The sequence below is a fragment of the Enterobacter sp. 148H3 genome (assembly GCF_034107425.1).
GTDB classification, from domain to species: Bacteria; Pseudomonadota; Gammaproteobacteria; order Enterobacterales; family Enterobacteriaceae; genus Enterobacter; species Enterobacter vonholyi.
In genome coordinates this window covers 1-22,171 of sequence record NZ_JAWNEI010000017.1, presented here as the reverse complement: position 1 = coordinate 22,171, position 22,171 = coordinate 1, and the positions used below count along the sequence as shown (strand labels likewise).

Annotated in this window: 20 protein-coding genes; 16 read left to right on the top strand and 4 right to left on the bottom strand. The window is 56.0% G+C overall.

Annotated elements, in window-relative coordinates; genetic code table 11:
* Positions 1-98: 98 nt before the first annotated feature.
* Entirely contained in the window at positions 99-2,360 is a 2,262-nt protein-coding gene (gene metE, locus USH94_RS19670) for a 5-methyltetrahydropteroyltriglutamate--homocysteine S-methyltransferase (protein ID WP_111963540.1), read from the top strand.
* Positions 2,361-2,409: 49 nt separating this feature from the next.
* On the opposite strand, the gene USH94_RS19665 is transcribed toward metE, so the two are convergent.
* A complete protein-coding gene (locus USH94_RS19665) occupies positions 2,410-3,216 on the bottom strand; it encodes a dienelactone hydrolase family protein (RefSeq protein WP_111963541.1) in 807 nt (268 codons plus the stop codon).
* Between the two features lie 255 nt (positions 3,217-3,471).
* Between USH94_RS19665 and udp the strand changes: the two genes are divergently transcribed.
* The 9 genes from udp to tatD all read left to right on the top strand — a co-directional run bounded on the left by udp (position 3,472) and on the right by tatD (position 11,382).
* Entirely contained in the window at positions 3,472-4,233 is a 762-nt protein-coding gene (gene udp, locus USH94_RS19660; protein WP_003860792.1) for a uridine phosphorylase, read from the top strand.
* Between the two features lie 139 nt (positions 4,234-4,372).
* Complete coding sequence (gene rmuC, locus USH94_RS19655; protein WP_111963542.1) at positions 4,373-5,830, top strand: DNA recombination protein RmuC; 1,458 nt, start codon at positions 4,373-4,375, stop codon at positions 5,828-5,830.
* Between the two features lie 66 nt (positions 5,831-5,896).
* Positions 5,897-6,652, top strand: a complete 756-nt coding sequence (gene ubiE, locus USH94_RS19650; protein WP_023309612.1) for a bifunctional demethylmenaquinone methyltransferase/2-methoxy-6-polyprenyl-1,4-benzoquinol methylase UbiE — start codon at positions 5,897-5,899, stop codon at positions 6,650-6,652.
* 13 nt (positions 6,653-6,665) lie between these two features.
* On the top strand, positions 6,666-7,271 hold the full coding sequence (gene ubiJ, locus USH94_RS19645) for a ubiquinone biosynthesis protein UbiJ (protein ID WP_111963543.1): 606 nt from the start codon (positions 6,666-6,668) through the stop codon (positions 7,269-7,271).
* The gene (ubiB, locus tag USH94_RS19640) at positions 7,268-8,908 is read left to right on the top strand and encodes a ubiquinone biosynthesis regulatory protein kinase UbiB (RefSeq protein WP_111963544.1); all 1,641 of its coding nucleotides are present in this window, start codon (positions 7,268-7,270) and stop codon (positions 8,906-8,908) included. Before ubiJ ends, ubiB begins: the two co-directional genes overlap by 4 nt.
* A gap of 76 nt (positions 8,909-8,984) precedes the next feature.
* On the top strand, positions 8,985-9,239 hold the full coding sequence (gene tatA, locus USH94_RS19635) for a Sec-independent protein translocase subunit TatA (protein WP_020882874.1): 255 nt from the start codon (positions 8,985-8,987) through the stop codon (positions 9,237-9,239).
* A gap of 3 nt (positions 9,240-9,242) precedes the next feature.
* The gene (gene tatB, locus USH94_RS19630; RefSeq protein WP_111963545.1) at positions 9,243-9,785 is read left to right on the top strand and encodes a Sec-independent protein translocase protein TatB; all 543 of its coding nucleotides are present in this window, start codon (positions 9,243-9,245) and stop codon (positions 9,783-9,785) included.
* Positions 9,786-9,787: 2 nt separating this feature from the next.
* Positions 9,788-10,558, top strand: a complete 771-nt coding sequence (tatC, locus tag USH94_RS19625) for a Sec-independent protein translocase subunit TatC (RefSeq protein WP_111963546.1) — start codon at positions 9,788-9,790, stop codon at positions 10,556-10,558.
* A 41-nt stretch (positions 10,559-10,599) separates the two neighbouring features.
* Positions 10,600-11,382 (top strand): 3'-5' ssDNA/RNA exonuclease TatD, encoded by a 783-nt coding sequence (gene tatD, locus USH94_RS19620; protein ID WP_111963547.1) that lies wholly within the window; start codon positions 10,600-10,602, stop codon positions 11,380-11,382.
* On the opposite strand, the gene rfaH is transcribed toward tatD, so the two are convergent.
* Complete coding sequence (gene rfaH / locus USH94_RS19615) at positions 11,379-11,870, bottom strand: transcription/translation regulatory transformer protein RfaH (protein ID WP_111963548.1); 492 nt, start codon at positions 11,868-11,870, stop codon at positions 11,379-11,381. The two genes, tatD and rfaH, sit on opposite strands and share 4 nt — an antisense overlap.
* Before the next feature lie 170 nt (positions 11,871-12,040).
* Here rfaH and ubiD point away from each other — a divergent pair, with 170 nt between their 5' ends.
* Together ubiD and fre are read left to right on the top strand one after the other, a co-directional pair.
* Positions 12,041-13,534: a 4-hydroxy-3-polyprenylbenzoate decarboxylase gene (gene ubiD / locus USH94_RS19610; protein ID WP_111963549.1), complete on the top strand. Its 1,494-nt coding sequence runs from the start codon at positions 12,041-12,043 to the stop codon at positions 13,532-13,534.
* Positions 13,535-13,576: 42 nt separating this feature from the next.
* Positions 13,577-14,278, top strand: coding sequence for an NAD(P)H-flavin reductase (gene fre, locus USH94_RS19605; RefSeq protein ID WP_008501516.1), 702 nt, complete (start codon positions 13,577-13,579; stop codon positions 14,276-14,278).
* Positions 14,279-14,356: 78 nt separating this feature from the next.
* Here the strand turns inward: fre and fadA are convergent, their stop codons facing one another.
* Both fadA and fadB read right to left on the bottom strand, forming a co-directional pair.
* Complete coding sequence (fadA, locus tag USH94_RS19600) at positions 14,357-15,520, bottom strand: acetyl-CoA C-acyltransferase FadA (RefSeq protein ID WP_008501515.1); 1,164 nt, start codon at positions 15,518-15,520, stop codon at positions 14,357-14,359.
* 9 nt (positions 15,521-15,529) lie between these two features.
* On the bottom strand, positions 15,530-17,719 hold the full coding sequence (gene fadB, locus USH94_RS19595) for a fatty acid oxidation complex subunit alpha FadB (RefSeq protein WP_111963550.1): 2,190 nt from the start codon (positions 17,717-17,719) through the stop codon (positions 15,530-15,532).
* A gap of 189 nt (positions 17,720-17,908) precedes the next feature.
* Here fadB and pepQ point away from each other — a divergent pair, with 189 nt between their 5' ends.
* Genes pepQ through hemG form a run of 4 tightly spaced genes read left to right on the top strand, consistent with a single transcriptional unit; the run spans position 17,909 to position 21,901 of the window.
* Entirely contained in the window at positions 17,909-19,240 is a 1,332-nt protein-coding gene (gene pepQ, locus USH94_RS19590) for a Xaa-Pro dipeptidase (protein WP_111963551.1), read from the top strand.
* A complete protein-coding gene (locus USH94_RS19585) occupies positions 19,240-19,854 on the top strand; it encodes an IMPACT family protein (protein ID WP_024908007.1) in 615 nt (204 codons plus the stop codon). Before pepQ ends, USH94_RS19585 begins: the two co-directional genes overlap by 1 nt.
* 39 nt (positions 19,855-19,893) lie before the next feature.
* Positions 19,894-21,345: a Trk system potassium transporter TrkH gene (gene trkH, locus USH94_RS19580; protein ID WP_111963552.1), complete on the top strand. Its 1,452-nt coding sequence runs from the start codon at positions 19,894-19,896 to the stop codon at positions 21,343-21,345.
* Positions 21,346-21,355: 10 nt separating this feature from the next.
* Positions 21,356-21,901, top strand: a complete 546-nt coding sequence (gene hemG, locus USH94_RS19575) for a menaquinone-dependent protoporphyrinogen IX dehydrogenase (RefSeq protein ID WP_111963553.1) — start codon at positions 21,356-21,358, stop codon at positions 21,899-21,901.
* Positions 21,902-22,171: the final 270 nt, after the last annotated feature.

The window sequence follows — 22,171 nt, the reverse complement described above, 5'->3', positions numbered from 1 at the left end:
CCATGAACATTTTGCGCTTGAGGAATATACAGTACCTGCCAATTATAGAAGTGTAAACATCTGGACGTCTAAATAACGAATTTCACAAGGGGTACACCATGACAATCCGCAATCACACTCTCGGTTTCCCTCGCGTTGGCCTGCGTCGCGAGCTGAAAAAAGCGCAAGAAAGCTACTGGGCAGGGAACGCCACGCGTGAAGAGCTGCTGGCAGTGGGACGCGAGCTGCGCGCCCGCCACTGGGATCAGCAGAAGCAGGCGGGCATTGACCTGCTGCCGGTGGGCGATTTCGCCTGGTACGACCATGTTCTGACGACCAGCCTGCTGCTTGGCAACGTGCCGGCTCGTCATCAGAACAAAGATGGATCGGTAGATATCGATACCCTGTTCCGCATCGGCCGTGGCCGTGCCCCAACGGGTGAGCCAGCGGCAGCGGCGGAAATGACTAAGTGGTTTAACACTAACTATCACTATATGGTGCCGGAGTTCGTAAAAGGTCAGCAGTTTAAACTGACCTGGACGCAGCTTCTGGATGAAGTGGACGAAGCGCTGGCGCTGGGCCACCAGGTTAAACCCGTGCTGCTGGGGCCAGTGACCTATCTGTGGCTGGGGAAAGTCAAAGGCGAGCAGTTCGATCGTCTGAGCCTGCTGAAGGACATTCTGCCGGTCTACAAACAGGTGCTGATTGAGCTGGGCAAACGCGGCATTCAGTGGGTGCAAATCGACGAACCGGCGCTGGTGCTCGAGTTGCCTCAGGAATGGCTCGATGCCTTCAAACCGGCGTATGATGCGCTCACCGGGGAGGTGAAGCTGCTACTGACAACCTATTTCGAAGGCGTGACGCCGAACCTGAACACGATTACCGCGCTGCCGGTGCAGGGCCTGCACGTAGACCTTGTACACGGTAAAGATGATGTGACGGAGCTGCATAAGCGCCTGCCCGCAGACTGGCTGCTCTCCGCCGGTCTGGTGAATGGCCGTAACGTCTGGCGCGCCGATCTGACCGAGAAATATGCACAAATCAAAGACATCGTCGGTAAACGTGAGCTGTGGGTGGCCTCGTCCTGCTCGCTGCTGCACAGCCCGATCGACCTGAGCGTGGAAACCCGTCTCGACCCTGAAGTAAAGAGCTGGTTTGCCTTCGCGCTGCAAAAATGTGAAGAGCTGGCCCTGCTGCGCGACGCGCTGAACAGCGGCGACACGGCGGCAATTACCGAATGGAGCGCCCCGATCCGGGCGCGCCGCCACTCCGCGCGCGTGCATAACCCGGCGGTGGAAAAACGTCTGGCGGCCATCACCGCCCAGGACAGCCAGCGCCAGAGCCCGTATGAGGTGCGCGCCGAAGCCCAGCGCGCCCGCTTCAATCTGCCTGCGTGGCCGACCACGACGATTGGTTCCTTCCCGCAGACCACCGAGATCCGCGGCCTGCGTCTGGACTTTAAAAAGGGCAATCTGGATGCGAATCACTACCGCACCGGGATCGCGGAACACATCAAGCAGGCGATTATCGAGCAGGAACGCCTTGGGCTGGACGTGCTGGTGCACGGTGAAGCAGAGCGTAATGACATGGTGGAATACTTTGGCGAGCACCTGGACGGCTTCGTCTTTACCCAGAACGGCTGGGTGCAGAGCTATGGCTCCCGATGCGTGAAGCCGCCGGTGGTCATCGGTGACGTCAGCCGTCCGGAAGCGATCACGGTTGAGTGGGCGAAGTACGCCCAGTCCCTGACCGACAAGCCGGTGAAAGGCATGCTCACCGGTCCTGTGACCATTCTTTGCTGGTCCTTCCCGCGTGAAGACGTGACCCGTGAAACCATCGCCAAACAGATCGCCCTGGCGCTGCGTGATGAGGTGGCGGATCTGGAAGCCGCAGGCATTGGCATTATTCAGATTGACGAACCGGCCCTGCGCGAAGGTCTGCCGCTGCGTCGCAGCGACTGGGACGCCTACCTGCAGTGGGGCGTGGAGGCGTTCCGCATCAACGCCGCGGTGGCGAAGGACGACACTCAGATCCACACCCACATGTGTTACTGCGAATTTAACGACATCATGGATTCTATTGCCGCGCTGGACGCCGACGTGATCACTATTGAGACCTCGCGTTCAGATATGGAGCTGCTGGAGTCGTTTGAAGAATTCGACTACCCGAACGAAATCGGGCCGGGCGTGTACGACATCCACTCCCCGAACGTGCCGAGCGTGGAGTGGATTGAAGCCCTGCTGAAAAAAGCGGCCCAGCGTATTCCGGCAGAGCGTCTTTGGGTAAACCCGGACTGCGGACTGAAAACCCGCGGCTGGCCTGAAACCCGCGCAGCGCTGGCGAACATGGTGAAGGCAGCGCAGAATTTGCGTCAGGCGTAGGGGTATTGGATGGCCCGGTAAGGCGTAACCGCCTCCGGGCTTATTGTTATTACGCTTTCTTACCGCCGTACTGGCTAAACCACGCCAGCATTCTCTGCCAGCCATCTTTGGCTGATTCCGCGTGATAGCTCGGACGATAATCGGCGTTAAACGCATGCCCGGCATCCGGGTACACCACAATCTCCGCCTTCGCATTGGCCGCACGCAGCGCATGGCGCATGGTTTCTACCGAATCCAGCGAAATACCGGTGTCCTGACCGCCATAAAGCCCTAACACGGGGGCATTTAACTCGGTGGCGATATCGACGGGATGTTTAGGCGAATTCAGCGTTTTTTCACCCACCAGTTTGCCGTACCAGGCGACAGCAGCTTTGAGCTGCGGGTTATGCGCGGCATACAGCCAGCTAATGCGACCGCCCCAGCAGAAACCGGTGACCAGCAGACGATGCGGATCGCCGCCGTTGCGCGCCGCCCAGCTGGCGACATGATCGAGATCGGCCAGCACCTGCGCGTCCGGGACTTTGCTGACCAGGTTGCTGAGCAATGTTGGAATATCACTGTAGTCGTTCGGATTGCCCTGACGGAAGTAGAGCTCTGGCGCAACGGCCAGATACCCTTCCAGCGCCAGCCGGCGGCAGAGGTCGCGAATGTGTTCGTGAACACCAAATATTTCCTGAATCACAATCACGATGGGTAGCGGACCCTCTGCCGATTTTGGTCGGGCGTGATAAGCAGGCATATTCTCCCCCTGCGAGGGAATAGAGGTCTCGCCCGCGGTAATTGCCGCTTCTGGAGTCGACACGATGGTTGAAGCATGTGGGGCCGCAGCAGGTGCAAAACCGGTTTTTTCAGTCATGGCATTCTCCGTACCAATGAGTTAGCGCAAAGGTAAATATAGACACCAGGTTAACAACTCACAGTGCCTTAAACGGTCTATCTTTTGTGCAGCACCTGGCGATATAACTTGTTAATGTGATGTAAATCACTTTTTTATGGAAATTCAATGTAACCATTTTCATTCATGGTGAGGTTCGTCACGAAAATATGCTTACTGCTTCTGTAAAGTACCGTTTTACTTCTTCTGACTAACCGACCCACAGAGGAGTCACCTATGTCTAAGTCTGATGTTTTTCATCTCGGCCTCACTAAAAACGATTTACAAGGGGCTACGCTCGCCATCGTCCCTGGCGATCCGGAGCGTGTGGAAAAGATCGCCGCGCTGATGGATAAGCCGGTCAAGCTGGCTGCCCATCGTGAGTTCACCACCTGGCGCGCAGAGCTGGATGGCAAAGCGGTGATCGTGTGCTCTACCGGTATCGGTGGTCCGTCTACGTCTATTGCTGTTGAAGAGCTGGCGCAGCTGGGCATCCGCACTTTCCTGCGTATCGGTACGACCGGCGCTATTCAGCCGCATATCAACGTCGGCGACGTTCTGGTCACGACCGCGTCCGTCCGTCTGGACGGCGCAAGCCTGCATTTTGCACCAATGGAATTCCCGGCAGTGGCTGATTTCGAATGTACCACCGCGCTGGTTGAAGCTGCGAAATCCGTAGGCGCAACCACTCACGTGGGCGTAACCGCGTCTTCCGACACCTTCTACCCGGGCCAGGAGCGTTACGATACCTTCTCAGGCCGCGTGGTTAGCCGTTTCAAAGGCTCAATGGAAGAGTGGCAGTCCATGGGTGTGATGAACTACGAAATGGAATCCGCAACGCTGCTGACCATGTGCGCAAGCCAGGGTCTGCGTGCCGGTATGGTGGCGGGCGTTATCGTCAACCGTACCCAGCAGGAGATCCCGAACGCCGAAACCATGAAGCAGACCGAAAGTCATGCAGTGAAAATCGTGGTGGAAGCAGCGCGTCGCCTGATCTAGTCCTCTCTTCTTAAATCAAAGGCCGACACGTTCGGCCTTTATTTTTTGCGTAGCGCCTCGCAGGAAAACCCTTTCAAACTGGACGTTTATACAGCACAATTCTATTTTGTGCGGGTAATACGTTGATGCAGGGGGCATTGTGGATATCTCAATCCTGATTTACGCGGTGATTGCGTTGGTGAGCTTAGGGATTGGCTGGCTGATTTCCAGCTACCAGCATGCGCAGCAGAAGGCCGACCAGCTGGCTGAGCGAGAAGAGATGGTCGCTGATTTAAGCGCTATAAAACAGCAGCTTGCGCTGAGCGAACACTGGCGCGATGAGTGTGAGTTGCTCAACAACGAGCTGCGCAACCTGCGTGATATCAACACGTCACTGGAGGCCGATCTCCGCGAAGTGACCACCCGCCTTGAATCCACCCAACTGCATGCGGAAGACAAAATCCGCCAGATGATCAACAGCGAGCAGCGTCTCAGCGAACAGTTTGAGAATCTCGCGAACCGCATTTTTGAGCACAGCAACCGCCGCGTTGACGAACAAAACCGCCAGAGCCTGAACAGTCTGCTGACGCCTCTGCGCGAGCAGCTGGACGGTTTTCGTCGTCAGGTGCAGGACAGTTTTGGTCAGGAAGCCCGTGAGCGGCACACCCTGGCTCATGAGATTCGTAATCTTCAGCAGCTGAATGCCCAGATGGCACAAGAAGCGGTCAACCTCACCCGAGCGCTCAAAGGGGACAACAAAACCCAGGGCAACTGGGGTGAGGTGGTGCTGACCCGCGTACTGGAAGCTTCTGGTCTGCGGGAAGGATATGAATACGAAACGCAGGTGAGTATCGAAAACGACGCCCGCTCACGAATGCAGCCGGATGTGATCGTGCGGCTGCCGCAGGGCAAAGATGTGGTGATTGACGCTAAAATGACGCTGGTGGCGTATGAACGTTACTTTAATGCGGACGATGACTACACGCGCGAGTCAGCTCTGCAGGAGCACATTGCCTCCGTACGTAATCATATTCGCCTGCTCGGCAGAAAAGACTACCAGCAGCTGCCGGGTCTGCGCTCGCTGGACTATGTCCTGATGTTTATTCCGGTAGAGCCCGCGTTTCTGCTGGCACTCGACAGGCAGCCTGAGCTTATAACCGAAGCGCTCAAAAATAATATTATGTTGGTCAGCCCCACCACGCTGCTGGTGGCGTTACGCACCATTGCGAACCTGTGGCGCTATGAGCACCAGAGTCGCAACGCGCAGCAGATTGCCGATCGTGCCAGCAAGCTGTACGACAAAATGCGCCTCTTTGTGGACGACATGTCTTCAGTCGGGCAAAGCCTGGATCGTGCGCAGGATAACTATCGCCAGGCGATGAAAAAACTCGCCTCCGGACGTGGCAATCTGCTGGCGCAGGCTGAATCATTCCGCAGTCTGGGAGTAGAAGTTAAACGCGAGATTAATCCGGAATTGGTCGAGCAGGCCACCGCCCAGGACGACGAGTTTCGCCTGCGAGAAGGGGCGAACGAACAAAAGACAAACAGTGAAGACAACACGTTAGCGGCGGATTCATCACCAGACGAGATTCCAGCGCGTTTTTTTCGCGGTGGTTGAAACGTAGGGCAAACGCGCCCAATCTGATACACTTCACGAACATTTTACTGATAAGCAGGCTCTAAGATGGCTGACGATTCACAAGACACAACGCACTTTGGCTTTCAGACTGTCGCCAAAGCGCAGAAAGCTGACATGGTGGCCCACGTATTTCATTCCGTGGCGGCGAAGTACGATGTGATGAATGACCTGATGTCGTTCGGCATTCATCGCTTGTGGAAGCGCTTCACCATTGACTGTAGCGGCGTGCGTCGCGGACAAACGGTGCTGGATTTAGCTGGCGGTACGGGCGATTTAACCGCGAAATTCTCTCGTCTGGTGGGTGAAACCGGTCGCGTTGTTCTCGCCGATATTAATGACTCCATGCTGAAAATGGGACGCGAAAAGCTGCGTAACATCGGTGTGGTGGGGAATGTTGAATATGTGCAGGCAAACGCCGAAGCGCTGCCGTTCCCGGACAATACCTTTGACTGCATCACTATCTCCTTCGGTCTGCGTAACGTGACCGATAAAGAAAAAGCGCTGCGCTCCATGTACCGCGTGCTGAAGCCGGGTGGACGCCTGCTGGTGCTTGAATTCTCCAAACCGATTATTGAGCCGCTGAGCAAAGCTTACGACGCCTATTCCTTCCACGTGCTGCCGCGCATCGGTGAGCTGGTGGCTAACGACGCTGAAAGCTACCGCTATCTGGCGGAATCTATCCGTATGCACCCGGATCAGGACACATTAAAAGCCATGATGCAGGATGCAGAATTTGAGAACGTTGAATATTTCAACCTGACGGCGGGTGTCGTCGCGCTGCATCGCGGTTACAAGTTCTGAGTGGAGGTGTCCCGTGCCCTTTAAGCCCTTAGTCACCGCAGGTATCGAAAACGTACTGAATGCCTTTCTCTATCGTGCTCCGGCGCTGAAAGCAGCGCGTCAGCGGCTAAACGGGAAGATATTACGTATTGTTTTAAAAGAGTTCTCGACGCCGCTTGTGCTGGTATTCAGCGAACGCCAGCTTGACGTTCTGGGGGCGTGGGAAGGTGAAGCTGACTGCTCGGTCATCACGCACATGAGCGTGCTGCCAAAACTGCGCGATCGCCAGCAATTAACGGCGCTTATCCGCAGCGGTGAGCTGGAGGTGGAAGGCGACATTCAGGTCGTGCAGAACTTCGTTGCTCTCACCGATCTGGCGGAGTTCGATCCGGCAGAGCTGCTCGCGCCTTTTATCGGCGACATTGCTGCCGAAGGCATCGGGAAAGTCCTTCATGGTGGCGCCTCCTTTGCGCGTAAAAGCCTCCAGCGCCAACAACGCTATGTGGCGGAAGTGATGACTGAGGAGTGGCGAATGGCGCCCGGGCCACTGGAAGTTGCATGGTTTGCGGAAGAAACCGCTGCTGTTGAACGCGCGGTTGATGCGTTTACCAAACGGCTGGAAAAACTGGAGGGCAAATGACGCCTGGTGAAATTCGGCGCCTCTATTTTATTATTCGCACCTTTTTGAGCTACGGGCTCGACGAGCTTATTCCCAAAATGCGCATCACGCTGCCGCTTCGCATCTGGCGGCGGATGCTGTTCTGGATGCCCAATCGCCACAAAGGTCAACCGCTGGGTGAGCGTCTGCGCCTGGCGCTGCAGGAACTCGGTCCGGTATGGATTAAATTCGGGCAGATGCTTTCGACCCGCCGCGACCTCTTCCCGCCTCTCATTGCCGATGAGCTCGCAATGCTTCAGGACCGCGTCGCACCCTTTGACGGCGCGCGCGCGAAAAAGCAAATTGAAGAGGCGATGGGAAATGTACCCGTCGAGACCTGGTTTGACGATTTCGATATTCAGCCGCTGGCGTCGGCCTCTATCGCGCAGGTGCACACCGCGCGTTTGAAAGAAAACGGCAAAGAAGTCGTTATCAAAGTTATTCGTCCGGACATCCTGCCAGTCATCAAAGCGGACATGAAGCTGATTTATCGTCTGGCGCGCTGGGTGCCACGCTTGCTGCCGGACGGGCGTCGCCTTCGTCCACTGGAAGTGGTGCGGGAATATGAAAAAACGCTGATTGATGAGCTTAACCTGCTGCGCGAATCGGCAAATGCCATTCAGCTGCGCCGTAACTTTGAAAACAGCCCGATGCTCTATGTACCTGAAGTCTATTCTGACTACTGCAGCCAGAACATGATGGTGATGGAGCGTATCTACGGTATTCCGGTTTCGGATGTCGTAGCCCTGGAGAAGCAGGGAACAAACATGAAGCTCCTGGCCGAACGTGGCGTACAGGTCTTCTTTACCCAGGTATTCCGCGACAGCTTTTTCCATGCGGACATGCATCCGGGCAATATCTTTGTGAGCTACGAACACCCTGAGGACCCGAAATATATCGGTATCGACTGCGGGATTGTGGGGTCGCTGAACAAAGAAGATAAACGGTATCTGGCTGAGAACTTCATCGCGTTCTTCAACCGCGACTACCGTAAGGTGGCCGAGCTGCACGTCGATTCCGGCTGGGTTCCGCCGGACACTAACGTCGAAGAGTTCGAGTTTGCGATCCGGACCGTTTGTGAACCGATTTTTGAAAAACCACTGGCGGAAATCTCCTTTGGGCACGTACTGTTGAACCTGTTCAACACGGCTCGCCGGTTTAATATGGAAGTTCAGCCACAGCTAGTTTTACTTCAGAAAACATTACTTTACGTTGAGGGTGTAGGCCGACAGCTCTATCCTCAGTTAGACTTGTGGAAGACTGCGAAACCTTTCCTTGAATCCTGGATTAAGGATCAGGTTGGCATTCCGGCGCTGGTGCGCTCGCTGAAAGAGAAGGGCCCGTTCTGGATAGAAAAAATGCCTGAAATTCCCGAACTGGTTTATGACAGTTTGCGTCAGAGCAAGAACCTTCAGCACAGCATGGATAAAATCGCCCGCGAGCTTCAGTCCAGCCGTGTTCGCCAGGGACAGTCCCGCTATCTCTTTGGGATTGGCGCAACGCTGCTGTTGAGCGGTACGCTGCTGCTGATCAACCGTCCGGACTGGCAGATGATGCCAGCCTGGCTGATGGCTGGCGGGGTGGTAGTCTGGCTTGCCGGATGGCGAAAAACGCGCTGAGTTTGCGTCGCCATCGATGGGTCGCATACGTATAATGCGACCTGACTCATTAATCATCTATCCCTGAGGAACATGTATGGGTGGTATCAGTATCTGGCAATTGTTGATCATTGCCGTCATCGTCGTGCTGCTGTTTGGCACCAAAAAGCTCGGTTCTATTGGTTCCGATCTGGGCGCGTCTATCAAAGGCTTTAAGAAAGCGATGAGCGATGATGAGAGCAAGCAGGATAAAACCAGCCAGGACGCTGACTTTACTGCTAAATCCATCTCCGACAAGCAAGAAGAAGCCAAAAAGGAAGACGCCAAACGCCACGATAAAGAGCAGGTATAAGTCGTGTTTGACATTGGTTTTGGTGAGCTGCTGCTGGTCTTTGTGATTGGCCTGATCGTGCTGGGGCCGCAGCGTCTGCCGGTGGCGGTGAAAACCGTTGCGGGCTGGGTGCGTGCGATGAGATCGCTGGCATCGACCGTTCAGAATGAGCTGGCGCAGGAGCTTAAGCTGCAGGAATTTCAGGAAAGCCTCAAAAAGGTCGAGAAGGCGAGCATGGATAATCTGACGCCGGAACTGAAAGCCTCAATGGATGAACTGCGTGAAGCGGCGGAATCCATGAAGCGCTCTTACAGCGTCAACGATCCTGAAAAAGCGAGCGATGAAGCGAACACCATCCATAACCCGGTGGTGAAGGGCAGCGAAGAGCAGCGCGAGGGCGTAACGCCTGCCAGCGCTGAACATCAGGCTGCTGCGCCAGAACAGACGCCGCAGGAAACCGAAGTGAAAAAACAGGCGCAGCCGGAAGAACCGGTAACTAAAACGGCGGAAGTAAAGCCCGCTGCGTCCGTTTCCGAATCATCCCCCTCGTCGAGTGATAAAGCGTAAACATGGCAGTAGATGATACTCAACCGCTGATTACGCACCTCATAGAGCTGCGTAAGCGCCTGTTAAACTGTATTATTGCAGTTTTCGTTATTTTTCTATGCCTGGTTTATTTCGCCAACGATATCTACCAGGTTGTCTCTGCACCATTAATTAAGCAGATGCCGCTGGGCGCAACGATGATTGCGACGGATGTGGCTTCTCCGTTCTTTACCCCCATCAAGCTGACCTTCTGGGTGTCGTTGATAGCCTCTGCGCCCGTCATTCTTTACCAGGTATGGGCGTTTGTGGCGCCCGCGCTGTATAAACACGAACGCAAGCTGGTTATCCCGCTGCTGGTGTCCAGCTCGCTGCTGTTCTATATCGGCATGGCGTTTGCCTATTTCGTTGTCTTCCCGCTGGCCTTCGGCTTCCTGACGCATACCGCGCCGGAAGGGGTCCAGGTGTCGACGGATATTGCCAGCTACCTCAGCTTTGTGATGGCGCTGTTTATGGCGTTTGGCGTGGCATTCGAAGTGCCGGTGGCCATTGTACTGCTTTGCTGGGTAGGGGTTACGACTCCGGATGACCTGCGTAAGAAGCGTCCGTATATTCTGGTGGGCGCCTTCGTGGTCGGCATGCTGCTAACGCCGCCGGATGTGTTCTCGCAGACGCTGCTGGCCATACCGATGTACTGTCTGTTTGAGGTCGGCGTTTTCTTCTCGCGTTTCTACGTGGGTAAAGGACGTCGAGTGGATGACGAAGACGATACGTCCGACAAGACCACTGAAGAGTAAAACCAGCCGCCCGTGAGGGCGGTTGTTATATGGGGATTTGCATGTTTGATATCGGACTCAACCTGACCAGCTCGCAGTTTGCGAAAGATCGTGATGAGGTGGTTGCGCGTGCGTTTGCCGCCGGGGTGAAAGGGCTGCTGCTGACGGGCACCAACCTGCATGAGAGCGAGCAGGCCCAGCAGCTGGCGCAACGATACGATCGCTGTTGGTCTACTGCTGGCGTGCATCCTCACGACAGCAGCCAGTGGACCGCGCAAAGTGGCGACACCCTACGCAGGCTGGCAAAGACACCAGAAGTGGTGGCGATTGGCGAGTGCGGCCTCGATTTCAACCGTAACTTTTCCACGCCTGAAGAGCAGGAAAAGGCATTCACTGCCCAGCTTGCGCTAGCGGCAGAGCTTGAAATGCCCGTATTTATGCACTGCCGCGACGCGCATGAGCGTTTTCTGACTCTGCTTGATCCGTGGCTCGATAAACTGCCCGGCGCGGTGCTGCACTGCTTCACCGGCTCACGGCAGGAGGCGCTGGAATGCCTGGAGCGTGGGCTTTATCTGGGGATTACCGGCTGGGTTTGCGATGAGCGCCGCGGGCTTGAGCTTCGGGAGCTGTTGCCAGCGATCCCGGCTGACCGGTTGCTCCTTGAAACGGACGCACCTTATCTGCTGCCGCGCGATATGAAACCCAAACCGGCATCGCGACGAAATGAGCCCGCTTATCTGGGGCACATTATTGAGAGCGTCGCGAAGCGGCGCGGAGACGATCCGCACTGGCTTTCGGCACAGACGGATGACAACGTGCGTAAGCTGTTCGGGATAAATGTTTAAAGTTTACGGAAGTCGGTGTTTTTAACGCTCTGCAGCACCTGCTTGTTCAGCAGATTAAGCAACAGCATAGAGCGCGCTTCCCCGTCCGGCTCGGCAAAAATCGCCTGCAGGCCTTCGAAAGCCCCTTCGGTAATCACGACGCTATCGCCCGTATAGGGGGTTTCGGGGTCGGTGAGACCTTCGGGCTGTTGGTAAATCGACAGCTGATGAATGACCGTTGACGGAACCGTTGCCGGGTGGGCACCAAAACGAACGAAGTGGCTGACGCCGCGCGTTGCGCTGATGGTGGTGGTGTGGATGACTTCCGGGTCGAATTCCACGAAGAGGTAGTTCGGGAACAACGGCTCGCTGACGGTTGTGCGCTTCCCGCGCTGCATTTTTTCAAGCGTGATCACGGGCGTCAGGCAATTTACAGACTGACGTTCAAGATGTTCCTGCGCGCGCTGAAGTTGCCCGCGTTTGCAATACAGTAAATACCAGGCCTGCATAATCACTCTTTCCCTTAGTTCGGGGCGCAAGCATATCAAAACCCTGGCGGGATCGCTAAGTTGATTATAATGGGCGAAAATGGGACAGAACGCATAACTTCACGCTAATTTAACAAAATTACAGCATCAAGCAGGCTTACGCCGTATAATGAAGCGCTTACAGAGAGGCCATGATTAACTGCATGAAATACCACGATCTCCGCGACTTCCTGACGCTGCTGGAAAAGCAGGGTGAACTCAAGCGTATTACACTTCCTGTTGATCCTTATCTGGAGATGACAGAAATTGCTGACCGCACCCTGCGTGCCGGTGGCCCCGCGTTACTGTTTGAAAATCCAAAAGGTTACTCAATGCCGGTTCTGTGCAACCTGTTTGGTACGCCGCGTCGCGTCGCACTGGGGATGGGGCAGGAAGACGTCACGGCGCTGCGTGAAGTCGGTAAGCTGCTGGCCTTCCTGAAAGAGCCGGAGCCGCCGAAAGGCTTCCGCGATCTGTTCGACAAACTGCCGCAGTTTAAGCAGGTGCTGAACATGCCCACCAAACGCCTGCGCGGCGCGCCGTGCCAGCAGAAGGTGCTGGAAGGCGATGCGGTTGATTTGACTAAAATCCCTATCATGCAGTGCTGGCCGGAAGATGCCGCGCCGCTGATCACCTGGGGACTGACCGTCACGCGCGGCCCGCACAAAGAGCGCCAGAATCTTGGTATTTACCGCCAGCAGTTGATTGGCAAGAATAAGCTCATCATGCGCTGGCTGTCGCATCGCGGCGGCGCGCTGGATTTACAGGAGTGGTGTGCTGCGCGTCCGGGTGAACGTTTCCCGGTATCTGTCGCCCTGGGCGCCGATCCGGCCACCATTCTGGGAGCCGTCACGCCCGTGCCGGATACGCTCTCTGAATATGCCTTTGCAGGCCTGCTGCGCGGGACGAAAACGGAAGTTGTGAAGTGTATCTCTAACGATCTCGAAGTCCCGGCCAGTGCAGAAATTGTGCTGGAAGGTTACATTGAGCAGGGTGAAATGGCGCCAGAAGGCCCTTACGGCGACCACACCGGCTATTACAACGAAGTGGATAACTTCCCGGTGTTTACCGTGACGCACATTACGCAGCGTGAAGATGCGATTTATCACTCCACGTATACCGGGCGTCCACCGGATGAACCCGCGGTACTGGGCGTGGCGCTGAACGAAGTGTTTGTGCCGATTCTGCAAAAGCAGTTCCCGGAAATTGTTGATTTTTATCTGCCGCCTGAAGGATGCTCCTATCGCATGGCGGTGGTCACGATGAAGAAGCAGTATCCTGGTCATGCTAAACGCGTAATGATGGGCGTGTGGTCTTTCCTGCGCCAGTTTATGTATACCAAATTTGTTATTGTCTGCGATGATGACGTTAACGCCCGCGACTGGAATGACGTAATCTGGGCCATTACCACGCGAATGGACCCGGCGCGCGATACGGTGTTAGTCGAAAACACGCCGATTGATTATCTGGATTTTGCCTCGCCGGTTTCCGGTCTTGGCTCAAAGATGGGACTGGATGCCACAAATAAATGGCCTGGCGAAACCGACCGTGAATGGGGTCGCCCGATCAAAAAAGATCCTGCTGTGACCGCGCGCATTGACGCGATCTGGGACGAGCTGGCCATAATGAATAACGGTAAACCCTGAGCTGACCGTTAAGCCCTATAGACTTCCCGACAGAGAGAGCGAATGACAACCTTAAGCTGTAAAGTGACCTCGGTAGATGCCATCACCGACACCGTATATCGCGTCCGTTTAGTGCCAGAAGCGCCATTCTCTTTCCGCGCGGGTCAGTACCTGATGGTTGTGATGGATGAGCGTGATAAGCGTCCTTTCTCCATGGCCTCCACGCCAGCGGAGCAGGAATTTATTGAGCTTCATATTGGTGCGTCAGAGCTTAACCTGTATGCAATGGCGGTGATGGATCGGATCCTGAAGGAACGTGAAATCGTGGTGGATATTCCGCACGGCGATGCGTGGCTGCGCGATGACGAAGACCGTCCGCTGATCCTGATTGCCGGTGGTACAGGCTTCTCCTATGTGCGCTCCATTCTGTTAACCGCCCTGGCGCGTAACCCGGACCGTGATATCACGATCTACTGGGGTGGCCGTGAAGAGAAACACCTGTATGACCTGTCTGAACTGGAAGCGCTGAGCGTAACCCATCCTAACCTGCGGATTGAGCCGGTGGTTGAGCAGCCGGAAGAGGGCTGGCGCGGGCGTAGCGGGACGGTGCTGACGGCGGTGCTGCAGGATCACGGCACGCTGGCAGGGCACGATATTTATATCGCTGGCCGTTTTGAGATGGCGAAAATCGCCCGCGATCTGTTCTGTAACGAACGTGACGCGCGTGAAGACCGCCTGTTTGGCGATGCGTTTGCCTTCATTTAAGTAAAAAGCCCGCCCCTGACAGGCGGGAAGAACGGCAACTAAACTTCTGCCGGGTCGCATTTGCGACCCGGTTTTTTATCACACTCTCTCAAACACCGTCGCGATACCCTGACCCAGCCCAATACACATCGTTGCCAGACCAAACTGGGCATCTTTGCGTTCCATCAGGTTGATCAGCGTCGTGCTGATACGCGCCCCGGAGCAGCCCAGCGGGTGACCGAGGGCGATCGCGCCGCCGTTGAGGTTAATCTTCTCGTCGATCTGCTCCATCAGCCCCAGATCCTTAATGCACGGCAGGATCTGCGCGGCGAACGCTTCGTTCATCTCAAACAGGTCGATGTCGCTGGCGGTTAATCCCGCTTTTTTCAGCGCCAGCTTTGAAGCCGGAACCGGGCCGTAGCCCATGATCGACGGATCGCAGCCCACGACCGCCATCGAGCGTACCCGAGCGCGAGGCGTTAATCCTAGCTCGCGGGCGCGGCTTTCGCTCATCACCAGCATCGCGGCGGCACCGTCTGACAGCGCCGACGAGGTCCCTGCTGTGACCGTACCGGTGACCGGGTCAAACGCCGGACGCAGCGTAGAAAGCGCTTCGACGGTGGTTTCCGGGCGGATGACTTCGTCGTAGCTGAACTGCTTCAGAACGCCGTCTGCATCGTGGCCGCCGGTCGGGATGATCTCATTCTTAAAGGCGCCGGACTGCGTGGCGGCCCATGCGCGAGCGTGAGAGCGCGCGGCAAAGGCATCCTGCATTTCGCGGCTGATGCCGTGCAGGCGGGAGAGCATCTCGGCGGTGAGACCCATCATCCCCGCGGCTTTCGCCACGTTGCGGCTCATCCCCGGGTGGAAATCGACCCCGTGGCTCATCGGCACGTGCCCCATGTGCTCGACGCCGCCCACCAGGCAGGCCTGCGCATCACCGGTCATGATCATGCGTGCCGCGTCGTGCAGCGCCTGCATTGATGAACCGCACAGGCGGTTGACGGTGACGGCCGGAACCGAATGTGGGATCTCCGCCAGCAGCGACGCGTTGCGGGCGATGTTGAAGCCCTGCTCCAGGGTCTGCTGCACGCAGCCCCAGTAGATATCGTCCAGCGCAGCCGGATCCAGCGCCGGGTTACGCGCCAGCAGGCTACGCATCAGGTGCGCAGAGAGGTCTTCCGCACGCACGTTACGGAACGCGCCGCCTTTTGAACGGCCCATCGGGGTGCGAATTGCATCAACAATGACAACCTTTTCCATTGTGACTCCTTAAGCCGTTTTCAGCTCGCCAACCGGACGGGCTGGCTCAACTGCGGGATAGTAGGGTTCGTTATGGCGCGCTTTGCTACGCAGACCTTCCGGCACCTCATAAAGCGGGCCGAGGTGCTGATACTGCTGAGCCATATCGAGATAGCGGGCGCTGCCGAGAGTGTCCAGCCAGCGGAACGCGCCGCCGTGGAACGGAGGGAAGCCCAGGCCGTAAACCAGCGCCATGTCGGCTTCTGCCGGGCTGGCGATGATGCCTTCTTCGAGGCAGCGCACCACTTCGTTGATCATCGGGATCATCATGCGGGCGATGATCTCATCGTCGGTGAAGTCGCGTTTTGGCTGGCTAACGTCGGCCAGCAGGCTATCCACCGCCGCGTCTTCTTCTTTCTTCGGTTTGCCTTTGCTGTCTTCTTTATAGCGCCAGAAGCCCAGACCGTTTTTCTGGCCGAAGCGGTTAGCGTCGAACAGCGCGTCAATGGCGTCGCGATAGTCTTTCTGCATGCGCTGCGGGAAGCCTGCCGCCATCACCGCCTGGGCGTGGTGGGCGGTATCAATGCCTACAACGTCCAGCAGATACGCCGGGCCCATCGGCCAGCCGAACTGCTTTTCCATCACTTTGTCGATTTTGCGGAAGTCCGCGCCGTCGCGCAGCAGCTGGCTGAATCCGGCGAAGTAAGGGAACAGCACGCGGTTGACGAAGAAGCCCGGGCAGTCGTTAACAACGATCGGCGTTTTGCCCATCTTGCTCGCCCATGCCACCACTTTAGCGATGGTTTCGTCAGAGGTTTTTTCCCCTCGGATCACTTCGACCAGCGGCATACGATGTACCGGGTTGAAGAAGTGCATACCGCAGAAGTTTTCCGGACGCTTCAGCACGCTCGCCAGTTCACTGATTGGAATGGTGGAGGTGTTAGAGGCCAGCACGGTATCCGGGCGAACCTTGTCTTCCGTTTCCGCCAGCACCGCTTTTTTGACCTTCGGGTTCTCGACGACGGCTTCGACCACCACGTCGACACGATCAAAACCGCTGTATTCCAGCACGGGCTGGATGGTGGAGATCACGCCTGCGAGCTTCAGCCCGTCAATTTTGCCGCGCTCAAGCTGTTTGTTCAGCAGCTTGGCCGCTTCGGTCATGCCCAGCGTCAGGGATTTTTCGCTGATGTCTTTCATCACTACCGGCACGCCTTTCCAGGCCGACTGGTAAGCGATGCCGCCACCCATAATCCCCGCGCCGAGTACCGCCGCATGTTTTGGCGTCTCAACGTTTTTAGTCAGCTGTTTGGCTTTCCCTTTTACGAACTGATCGTTGAGGAAGATACCGACCAGCGCGCGGGCTTCATTGGTGTGCGCCAGCGGGACAAAGCTCTGATTTTCGAGCTTCAGCGCTTCATCGCGACCAAGGCGGGCAGCAGCTTCAATGGTTTTCACCGCCGTGATCGGCGCCGGGTAGTGTTTACCCGCCGTCTGCATCACCATGCCTTTGGCGATGGTGAAGCTCATGGTGGCTTCAATCTTGCTGAGTTTTAACGGTTCCAGCTTCGGCTGGCGTTTGGCTTTCCAGTCGAGATCGCCGTTGATTGCCTGACGCAGAATGGCGAGTGCGCCTTCAACCAGCTTCTCAGGTTTTACAACGCCGTCGACCAGGCCAATTTTCTGCGCCTGTTCGGCGCCGACATCTTTACCTGCGGCAATGATCTCCAGGGCGCTGTCGGCACCCAGCATGCGCGGCATACGCACGGAGCCGCCAAAGCCCGGCATGATGCCCAGCTTGGTTTCCGGCAGGCCGATGCGCAGGTCCGGCGTCGCCAGGCGGTAGTCGGTCGCCAGCACGCATTCGCAACCACCGCCCAGCGCATAACCGTTAACGGCGGAAATGGTCGGGACAGGCAGATCTTCCAGACGATTAAAGACGCTGTTGGCAAAGTGCAGCCACTGGCTCAGCTGTTCTTCCGGAACCAGGAACAGCGAAAGGAACTCGGTGATATCGGCACCGACGATAAAGGCCGCTTTGTTCGAACGCAGCAGCAGCCCTTTTAATTCAGGTTGTTTTTCAAGAACATCCAGCGCCTGGCCAAGACTGGCCACCGTCGCGGTATCAAGTTTGTTCACTGAGCCGGGGGCATCGAACACCAGTTCGGCAATGCCATCTTCCAGCCAGTGGAGGTACAGGGTGTCGCCTTTGTAGAGCATGTCAGTCTCCTGAATCCAGCAATTGGATCTGGTCATACCAGATGAATCGGAGTGTGGGATTTATGTTAATAAAATGCAAATTACTCATTAAGAAAATGCTGCATTGATCACGGTCGGTGGAAATCACGCAGCCGGAGTGAGGTGTGCTAAGATGCGATGACTTGAGGTCAAAAAACGAAAGGAATAATGATGGACTCACTGGCTTCGCTTTATAAAAATCATATCGTTACCCTACAGGAACGTACCCGCGATGTACTGGCCCGCTTTAAGCTGGATGCGCTGCTGATCCACTCCGGCGAGCTGATGAATACCTTTCTGGATGACCACGCTTATCCGTTTAAGGTGAACCCACAGTTTAAGGCCTGGGTGCCGGTGACGCAGGTTCCCAACTGCTGGCTGCTGGTAGATGGTGTGAACAAGCCGAAACTGTGGTTCTACCTGCCGGTTGATTACTGGCACAACGTTGAGCCGCTGCCGACCTCTTTCTGGACGGAAGAAATTGAGGTCATTGCGCTGCCAAAAGCGGACGGCATTGGCAGCCAGCTGCCTGCAGCGCGTGGCAACATCGCCTATATTGGCCCTGTTCCGGAGCGTGCATTGGGCCTGGATATTGCGGCAGACAAACTCAACCCGAAAGGGGTGCTGGATTACCTCCACTATTACCGAGCCTATAAAACCGACTACGAACTTTACTGCATGCGTGAAGCGCAAAAAACGGCGGTAAATGGACACCGTGCGGCGCATGAAGCATTCCAGTCGGGTATGAGCGAGTTCGACATCAATCAGGCTTATCTGACCGCGACAGGCCACCGTGATACCGACGTGCCGTACAGCAACATCGTCGCGCTGAATGAGCACGCGTCTGTACTCCACTACACCAAACTGGATCATCATGTTCCGTCGGAAATGCGCAGCTTCCTGCTGGACGCAGGGGCAGAATATAACGGCTACGCGGCCGATCTGACCCGTACCTGGGCGGCGAATGCGGATACCGATTTCGCGCAGCTTATTAAAGACGTGAACGATGAACAGCTGGCGCTTATTGGCACCATGAAGGCGGGAACCAGCTATGTGGATTACCACATTCAGTTCCATCAGCGCATTGCTAAACTGCTGCGTAAGCACCAGATTGTGAAAGACATGAGCGAAGAGGCGATGGTTGAGAACGATCTGACCGGGCCATTCATGCCGCACGGTATCGGCCACCCGCTGGGCCTGCAGGTTCACGACGTTGCGGGCTTTATGCAGGATGATACCGGCACGCACCTGGCGGCACCGTCTAAATATCCTTACCTGCGCTGCACCCGTATTCTGGAGCCGCGTATGGTGCTGACGATTGAGCCGGGGATCTACTTTATTGAATCCCTGCTGGCGCCGTGGCGTGAAGGCCAGTTCAGCAAGCACTTCAACTGGGAAAAAATTGACGCGCTGAAGCCGTTTGGCGGTATTCGTATCGAAGATAACGTTGTGGTTCATGAAAACGGTATCGAGAACATGACGCGAGACCTGAAGCTGGCCTGATGGAAAGCTGGCTGATACCGGCTGAACCGGTCACCTTTGTTGAGGAAATCAAGAAAAGCCGCTTTATTACGCTGCTGGCGCATACCGACGGCGTAGAGGCGGCAAAGGCGTTTGTCGAGTCCGTTCGGGCTGAGCATCCTGACGCCCGCCACCACTGCGTGGCGTGGGTAGCAGGGCCGCCGGACGATTCACAACAGCTGGGGTTTTCCGACGACGGTGAACCGGCGGGCACGGCCGGTAAGCCTATGCTTTCGCAGCTGATGGGCAGCGGCGTGGGCGAAATAACCGCCGTGGTGGTGCGCTACTACGGCGGCATTTTGTTAGGCACCGGTGGGCTGGTAAAAGCCTATGGCGGGGGCGTGCAGCAGGCGCTTAATATGCTGGTCACTACCCGCAAAACGCCGCTTACCGAATATACTTTATTATGCGATTACGCCCAGCTATCGGGTATTGAAGCGCTGCTGCGGCAGTTTAACGGTGTCATCGCACACAGCGAATATCAGGCAATGGTGCAATTACGCGTGGCGCTTCCTCAGGCGGAACTGGCTGCTTTTTCAGCAAAACTGGCTGATTTTAGTCGTGGTTCGTTGCAATTGCTGCCGATTGAAGAATAATCCCCACCTCACTTTTGAATACCAAAGGAAGCGGCAGAGATGCATTTTCGTGCCATAACCCGAATCGTTGGACTGCTGGTCATACTCTTTTCCGGGACGATGATTCTCCCAGGACTGGTGGCGCTTATCTACCGGGACGGTGCGGGGCGGGCATTCACCCAGACCTTCTTTGTCGCGCTGGCGATTGGCTCGCTGCTGTGGTGGCCAAACCGTCGTCAGAAAGGTGAACTGAAATCTCGCGAAGGATTTTTGATTGTGGTCCTGTTCTGGACGGTGCTGGGGAGCGTCGGTTCGCTGCCCTTTATCTTCTCTGAACAGCCTAATCTGAGCATCACGGATGCCTTTTTTGAATCGTTCTCGGGTTTAACAACCACTGGGGCGACGACGCTGGTCGGGCTGGATTCACTACCCCACGCCATTCTCTTTTATCGCCAGATGCTGCAGTGGTTCGGCGGTATGGGGATCATCGTCCTTGCAGTGGCTATTCTCCCTATTCTGGGCGTTGGTGGCATGCAGCTCTATCGCGCCGAAATGCCCGGGCCTCTGAAAGATAACAAGATGCGCCCGCGTATTGCCGAGACGGCGAAAACCCTGTGGCTGATTTATGTCTTGCTGACGGTAGCCTGTGCGCTGGCGCTATGGTTTGCCGGGATGCCTGCTTTCGACGCCATTGGACACAGTTTCGCGACGATTGCCATTGGCGGGTTCTCTACCCACGATGCCAGCGTGGGCTACTTCAACAGCCCAACGATTAACACTATCATTGCCATTTTCCTGCTGATCTCTGGCTGTAACTACGGTTTGCACTTCTCTTTACTGAGCGGGCGCAGCCTGAAGGTGTACTGGCGTGACCCTGAGTTCCGCATGTTCATTGGGGTCCAGCTTACGCTGGTGATCATCTGTACTCTGGTGCTGTGGTTCCATGATGTCTATAACTCCGCGCTGACCACGCTAAATCAGGCGTTCTTCCAGGTGGTATCGATGGCGACGACAGCCGGGTTTACCACGGACAGTATCGCCCGTTGGCCGCTGTTCCTGCCGGTGCTGCTTTTATGCTCTGCATTTATTGGGGGCTGTGCGGGGTCCACGGGCGGTGGCCTGAAGGTGATTCGTATTCTGCTTCTGTTCAAGCAGGGCAACCGTGAGCTGAAGCGTCTGGTCCACCCGAACGCGGTCTACAGCATTAAGCTAGGGAACCGCGCGCTGCCGGAACGTATCCTCGAAGCGGTGTGGGGATTCTTCTCGGCGTATGCGCTGGTCTTTATCGTCAGTATGTTGGCGATTATCGCGACGGGTGTGGATGATTTCTCCGCCTTTGCGTCCGTGGTGGCAACATTGAATAACCTCGGGCCTGGCCTGGGGGTTGTGGCGGATAACTTTGCGAGTATGAACCCCGTCGCGAAATGGATCCTCATCGCCAATATGCTGTTTGGTCGCCTTGAGGTCTTTACGCTGCTGGTGCTCTTCACCCCTACATTCTGGCGCGAGTAAGGAGCCGTTGATGAAAACACTCATTCTTTTCTCTACGCGAGACGGGCAAACGCGTGAGATTGCCGCGTATCTGGCATCTGAACTCAAAGAGCTGGGGATATATTCGGATGTGGTAAACCTGAACCGTGCGGATCAGATAACCTGGCAGGATTACGATCGCGTGGTAATTGGCGCGTCAATTCGTTACGGGCATTTCCATCCGGCGCTGGATCGCTTTGTGAAAAAGCACACCGCGGTGCTCAAGAAATTGCCCGGAGCGTTTTACTCGGTAAATCTGGTCGCACGTAAAGCAGAGAAGCGTACGCCGCAGACTAACAGCTACACGCGCAAGTTTTTACTCAGCTCGCCGTGGCAGCCAGACCTTTGCGCTGTCTTTGCCGGTGCGCTGCGCTACCCTCGCTATCGTTGGTATGACCGCTTTATGATCCGTCTTATTATGAAGATGACCGGAGGTGAAACCGATACGCGTAAAGAAGTGGTTTATACCGACTGGTCGCAGGTGGCTAGTTTTGCCCGGGAAATCGCACATTTAACGGGCGATTCGCGACTTAAATAAGCGTTAAGCTTGAAAAGTGAGCGAACGATAAGTTTTTTGTATTTTGTGCTTGTCACGTCGGAATAACTCCCTATAATGCGCCTCCACTGACACGGAACAACGGCACACACGCCGCCGGGTTAGCGGAGTTCAGCGATGAACGCCAGCAGAGAAAAGCGAAAATAAACGCTTGACTCTGAAGCGGGAAAGCGTAATATGCACACCCCGCGCCGCTGCGAAAAGCGAAGCGGCACTGCTCTTTAACAATTTATCAGACAATCTGTGTGGGCA

Coding starts and splice junctions, on each gene's coding strand:
- metE (WP_111963540.1), top strand. CDS start 99: ATGACAATCCGCAATCACACTCTCGGTTTCCCTCGCGTTGGCCTGCGT.
- USH94_RS19665 (WP_111963541.1), bottom strand. CDS start 3,216: ATGACTGAAAAAACCGGTTTTGCACCTGCTGCGGCCCCACATGCTTCA.
- udp (WP_003860792.1), top strand. CDS start 3,472: ATGTCTAAGTCTGATGTTTTTCATCTCGGCCTCACTAAAAACGATTTA.
- ubiE (WP_023309612.1), top strand. CDS start 5,897: ATGGCTGACGATTCACAAGACACAACGCACTTTGGCTTTCAGACTGTC.
- ubiB (WP_111963544.1), top strand. CDS start 7,268: ATGACGCCTGGTGAAATTCGGCGCCTCTATTTTATTATTCGCACCTTT.
- tatA (WP_020882874.1), top strand. CDS start 8,985: ATGGGTGGTATCAGTATCTGGCAATTGTTGATCATTGCCGTCATCGTC.
- tatC (WP_111963546.1), top strand. CDS start 9,788: ATGGCAGTAGATGATACTCAACCGCTGATTACGCACCTCATAGAGCTG.
- tatD (WP_111963547.1), top strand. CDS start 10,600: ATGTTTGATATCGGACTCAACCTGACCAGCTCGCAGTTTGCGAAAGAT.
- rfaH (WP_111963548.1), bottom strand. CDS start 11,870: ATGCAGGCCTGGTATTTACTGTATTGCAAACGCGGGCAACTTCAGCGC.
- ubiD (WP_111963549.1), top strand. CDS start 12,041: ATGATTAACTGCATGAAATACCACGATCTCCGCGACTTCCTGACGCTG.
- fre (WP_008501516.1), top strand. CDS start 13,577: ATGACAACCTTAAGCTGTAAAGTGACCTCGGTAGATGCCATCACCGAC.
- fadA (WP_008501515.1), bottom strand. CDS start 15,520: ATGGAAAAGGTTGTCATTGTTGATGCAATTCGCACCCCGATGGGCCGT.
- fadB (WP_111963550.1), bottom strand. CDS start 17,719: ATGCTCTACAAAGGCGACACCCTGTACCTCCACTGGCTGGAAGATGGC.
- pepQ (WP_111963551.1), top strand. CDS start 17,909: ATGGACTCACTGGCTTCGCTTTATAAAAATCATATCGTTACCCTACAG.
- USH94_RS19585 (WP_024908007.1), top strand. CDS start 19,240: ATGGAAAGCTGGCTGATACCGGCTGAACCGGTCACCTTTGTTGAGGAA.
- trkH (WP_111963552.1), top strand. CDS start 19,894: ATGCATTTTCGTGCCATAACCCGAATCGTTGGACTGCTGGTCATACTC.
- hemG (WP_111963553.1), top strand. CDS start 21,356: ATGAAAACACTCATTCTTTTCTCTACGCGAGACGGGCAAACGCGTGAG.